This window comes from Lishizhenia sp. (assembly GCF_057456495.1).
In genome coordinates, this window is record NZ_JBVCPV010000203.1 from 1 (window position 1) to 4,746 (window position 4,746).

Here is a 4,746-nt window from a genome sequence, read left to right on the forward strand (position 1 = left end):
AGGTCCCAGAAATGAGTCGAGACCCCGTTCCACTTTCTAACAAGTGTGTTGGAGTCTCGAATTTCTTTTGTGCTAAGCCTAGATAATTATTGGAATAAAAATCTACCGCATAGCTATTAATGTTCAAAGATCTAAGGGTAGAACCTTCTTTACGCTGATTCAATTGCTCAGCCAATCGTTGGTTCAACGCATTCATCTTAGTCTTCTACTGTAGTAACCTTTCTTGGTTGGAAATCAGCTGGTTTTCCTTTAGCTGCAGCAATTTGGGCTTTACGCTCTTCTGCTTTCTTTTGCTTTTCTACCAAAATAGCGTCTTCTTTCGTTTCTGGTTTATCACCATCTTGGAAAGGAGCTTTTGATTTCAAACCTAATGTTTTGAACATCTCAGCATCTTCGTTGTACTCAGGGTTTGGTGTAGTTAACAATTTATCTCCGGCAAAAATAGAGCTCGCTCCAGCCATGAAACAAAGTGCTTGACCTTCCTGACTCATAGAAGTTCTACCTGCAGATAAACGAACAACAGACTCTGGGAATACAATACGCGTAGTGGCAACCATTCTTACCATTTCCCATATTTCAACGGGCTTTTGCTCTTCCATTGGAGTACCTTCCACCGCTACTAAAGCATTGATTGGAATAGACTCTGGTGGAGTTTCCATTTTCGTGTAAGAAAGTAATAAGCCCATTCTATCTTCAACAGATTCTCCCATTCCAATAATACCACCTGAACAAACAGAAATCCCTGCTTTTCTAGCGTTACCGATAGTGTCTAATCTATCTTGGTATTCACGTGTAGAGATTACGTCATCGTAGTAATCTTCTGAAGTATCTAAGTTGTGGTTGTAAGCGTAAAGTCCAGCATCTTTCAAACGCTGTGCTTGGTCTTCGTTCATCATACCTAAGGTACAACAAACCTCCATGTCCAAACTGTTTACACCTTGTACCATTTGGATAACTTTATCGAAATCAGAGTTATCTCTAATGTTTCTCCAAGCAGCTCCCATACATAAACGAGAAGATCCGTTGGCTTTTGCATTTTTGGCTTGCTCAAGTACAGACTCAACGGTCATTAATTTGTGCGCCTCAACATCTGTGTGGTAACGTGCAGCTTGTGGACAGTATCCACAATCTTCTGGACAACCACCTGTTTTGATACTCAACAAGGAAGACATTTGTACTTCATTTGGATCGTGGTGTTGTCTATGAACCGTTGCTGCTTCGTAAACCAATTCCATTAACGGTGTGTTGTAAAGCTCTACCAAGGCTTCAACTGATGTATATTTTGGATTTACTTTCATGCTTATTGCTTTGTTTTTTAATTGTTTAGCAATGAGTGGAGATTTTAGTTCTAAAATTGACCGCAAATTTCTTCGCAGTTTCCCCTCATGTATAACCCTGCAAATATAATTATATCCTTTTTTAACCCTAATGGAGGAGGTGAAACTTTTGGTGAACTAAGACAATTATCAATTTATATCACACCGAATAATACGCGTATAATCATTGCTTGGAAACTAACTTTTTAAAATTGATCACATCTATATCTACCGGTGAACATATAAGGAATACTATTTGTATATTGCAGCAAGAATGAAACTCCTATTAAGTATAATTGCACTTACTTCACTTTTCTTTATTGAGGAAGGGAAGTTAAGCTGGACCAAGGTTGCAGAACTCGAAGTTCAGCCTACGGCATGGAGCGTAGATCCGCTAGGAAATGTGGTGTATACACAAGGTGATGTCATTTATAAACTTGATACAAGTTTTAACGTTCAATTTCAACAAAGTACCAAAGGACTTGGAGAAATTACAGAGGTAGATGCTTCTCATGCCCAAAAAACTATGGTGTTTTCTGAAGATCAACAACAGATTTTCTTTTTAGATAACACTTTAACCTTGGCAGATGCGAGCATAGACTTAAATCAAGAAAACATTGCTTATGCCACGCACGTGAGTTATTCTAACCAACCCACGCGTTATTGGGTGTACGATTTAGACAATTTTAAACTGTGGTTGTTCGACGATTTAATGCCCAAACCAACAGTGATAGAAAATTTGAGCGGAGTATTGAACGGTCTCACCGTAGATGCTTTGTTTGAAAGTGAAAACAAACTCTTTATTTGGGACAAAGCCAAAGGTGTCTATCAATTTGATGTCTACGGTTCTTTGATCAAAACCTATAAAATAGAAAACGCAGATGCCTTGACCTATTGGAATGGAAGTATCTTTTATTTCAAGGATGAAAAGCTCATGGAGTGGACCAAATTAGGGACTCAAAAACAATTAGAATTTCCGTTGAAAAAAGTCAAACAATTCACCATCGAAGAGCAAGACTTTTACGTTCAAACGGATACGAAAATTATTAAATATTCTTTAAACAAATAGTAGATCGAATGGACAGAAAGTTTAGATTTGTAGCTCATTCGGACTAAAAAATATTCATAAAAATGCATATAGCTGTAGCAGGAAACATAGGTTCTGGTAAAACTACCTTAACCAAGTTATTGGCCAAACATTACGGGTGGCAAACTCATTTTGAGGATGTTGAACAGAACCCTTATTTGAATGATTTTTACGAGGACATGCAGCGTTGGTCATTCAACCTACAGATATATTACCTCAACAGTCGTTTTACGCAAATCCAAGAGATTAAGCAAACCAACCATAATGTAATTCAGGATAGAACCATCTATGAAGATGCCTTCATCTTTGCGCCTAACTTGCACTCTATGGGCTTGATGACAACCAGAGATTTCGAAAACTATTTCTCTTTGTTCAATTTAATTGAGTCTTTCGTTTCTGCGCCAGATTTATTGATTTACCTAAGAGCTTCGGTTCCAACTTTGGTAAATCAAATTCAACAGCGTGGTAGAGATTACGAAGAGTCTATTCGTTTAGATTACTTGAAGCGTTTGAATGAGCGTTACGAAGCATGGATTTCTACCTACGATAAAGGTAAATTGTTGATCGTAGATGTAGACAACAACAACTTCCACGAAGTACAAGAAGACTTGGGTAAAATTGTAAATCAAATTGACGCGGAGATCAACGGATTGTTCTAAGCAGATTTAAAAATAGTAGTGAAGCCTTGCCAGTATTTGGTAAGGCTTTTTTATTTTCAGGACATGGAAAAGAATAAAACGGTAGAAGGATATTTGGCCAAGAGAAACGAGCAAGATGCTCAGCAGTTAGCTGCCTTGCGTTCCATTTTACAACGTACAGAACTCGAAGAAGGGGTGAAGTGGGGAATTCCTGTGTACATGCTCAAAGGAAAGAATGTTGTAGGTATAGCGGCGTTTAAAGCTTATGTTGGACTCTGGTTCTACAACGGTGTCTTCCTAAAAGATGAAGCTCAAAAACTCATCAATGCCCAAGAAGAAGTAACCAAAGCCTTGCGCCAATGGCGTTTTACCAGTTTGGAAGAAATACAAGAAAACCAAGATCTTATCCATGCTTACATTTTAGAAGCCATAGAAAATCAAAAGGCGGGAAAGGTATTAAAACCACAAAAAGCTAAATTGGAAATTCCAGCATTGTTAGAAAACGCCTTGCAAGAGAACGCTACCCTAAAATCAAGCTTTAACGCTTTAACACCTTACAAACAAAAAGAATACGCCGAGCACATTTCCTCTGCCAAACGCGAAGCCACGCAACAGTCTCGCCTAGAAAAAGTAATTCCCATGATTTTGGAAGGGAAGGGACTCAACGATAAATACAAGTAGAGTTAAGAAGGCAGAATTAAGAGTTAAGAATGAATCGCGCGTGATTTTTGAACTCTGAATTCGGCCTTGAAAATACTTCTTATTAAAACAAGAAAAATCGACGGGAAATGAACCCAGTGTTTGAGCTCAGCTTTCGGATTTTTCTCCGAAAAATCAGTTAAAAGCGTTTGCGAGTTGGGGTGAATGACCAGAGTGTTTCGTAGCTTTTAAAAGAATTGTTTTCCAGCCTAGATTTTTCTTTGGTTCGTTTCTTTTCATCGATGGAAAAGAAATGAACAATACCCAAGCTTTACAATGAACTCAAGCCAGAAGCTACATTTCCACACTCAACCTCACTCTTCAAACTCCATCCCTGGAATAGGAACCAAATCATCTTCCCCCTCAATCATAGCAAACCTCTTTTGCATCCAATCCTCTTTGGCTTTTTCTATCACGTCTTTGTCCGACGAAACAAAATTCCAGAAAATAAAGCGCTCTTCCTCGAAAGGAATACCACCAAAGATGAAGATGTGTGCATGGGCGCCTAGTTCTATGCTGCACAATTCTTCAGCGGTGTTCACCAACAATTGCTTGGCCTCGTAGGTGTTGCCCTCGGCGCTAATTTTTCCCTCTAAAATGTATATGCCGACTTCTCCATAAAGTTCTTTCCCTATACAAACTTCAGCAGCTTCTTTAGCGGTGATTTCCAACAAAAACAATTCACTGTGCACTGGTACGGGAGAGGTCTTTCCAAAAGCTTTTCCGGCTACTAGTTTGTAGTTGACCTTGTCTGCTTGCCACGTAGGTAAATCCTGCGCTTCTGTATGCGAAAAGAAAGGAGCATTGTTCTCAACTTCCTTGGGTTGTGCTACCCAAATTTGTAAACCGTGCATGGTCTTTTCTTTTCCACGCATGGCCTGTGGTGTGCGTTCAGAATGTACTACACCTTTCCCGGCCGACATCCAATTAACCGCTCCAGGGGTAATTTCTATGTTAGATCCCAAACTATCTCTGTGTTGCATGCTGCCCTCCAACAAATAGGTGA

Annotated in this window: 5 protein-coding genes and 1 pseudogene; 3 read left to right on the forward strand and 3 right to left on the reverse strand. The window is 39.2% G+C overall.

From position 1 onward, the window contains the following. Both AC22ZQ_RS12465 and bioB read right to left on the reverse strand, forming a co-directional pair. Positions 1-196: pseudogene (locus AC22ZQ_RS12465) on the reverse strand (aminotransferase class I/II-fold pyridoxal phosphate-dependent enzyme); the annotation flags it as partial. A gap of 1 nt (position 197) precedes the next feature. Beyond that, positions 198-1,298 carry a biotin synthase BioB gene (gene bioB, locus AC22ZQ_RS12470; RefSeq protein ID WP_318959098.1) on the reverse strand — a complete coding sequence of 367 codons (1,101 nt, stop codon included), beginning with the start codon at positions 1,296-1,298 and terminating at the stop codon, positions 198-200. 292 nt (positions 1,299-1,590) lie between these two features. On the opposite strand from bioB, the gene AC22ZQ_RS12475 reads away from it, so the two are divergent. From AC22ZQ_RS12475 to AC22ZQ_RS12485, 3 genes are all read left to right on the forward strand, one after another. Further along, positions 1,591-2,385, forward strand: coding sequence for a hypothetical protein (locus tag AC22ZQ_RS12475; protein WP_318959099.1), 795 nt, complete (start codon positions 1,591-1,593; stop codon positions 2,383-2,385). A 62-nt stretch (positions 2,386-2,447) separates the two neighbouring features. Then, positions 2,448-3,062, forward strand: coding sequence for a deoxynucleoside kinase (locus tag AC22ZQ_RS12480; RefSeq protein WP_090245476.1), 615 nt, complete (start codon positions 2,448-2,450; stop codon positions 3,060-3,062). A gap of 63 nt (positions 3,063-3,125) precedes the next feature. After that, the gene (locus tag AC22ZQ_RS12485) at positions 3,126-3,722 is read left to right on the forward strand and encodes a YdeI/OmpD-associated family protein (protein WP_318959100.1); all 597 of its coding nucleotides are present in this window, start codon (positions 3,126-3,128) and stop codon (positions 3,720-3,722) included. Between the two features lie 332 nt (positions 3,723-4,054). Here the strand turns inward: AC22ZQ_RS12485 and AC22ZQ_RS12490 are convergent. Further along, the coding region (locus tag AC22ZQ_RS12490; RefSeq protein ID WP_318959101.1) for a pirin family protein at positions 4,055-4,746 on the reverse strand (692 nt) is incomplete at its 5' end.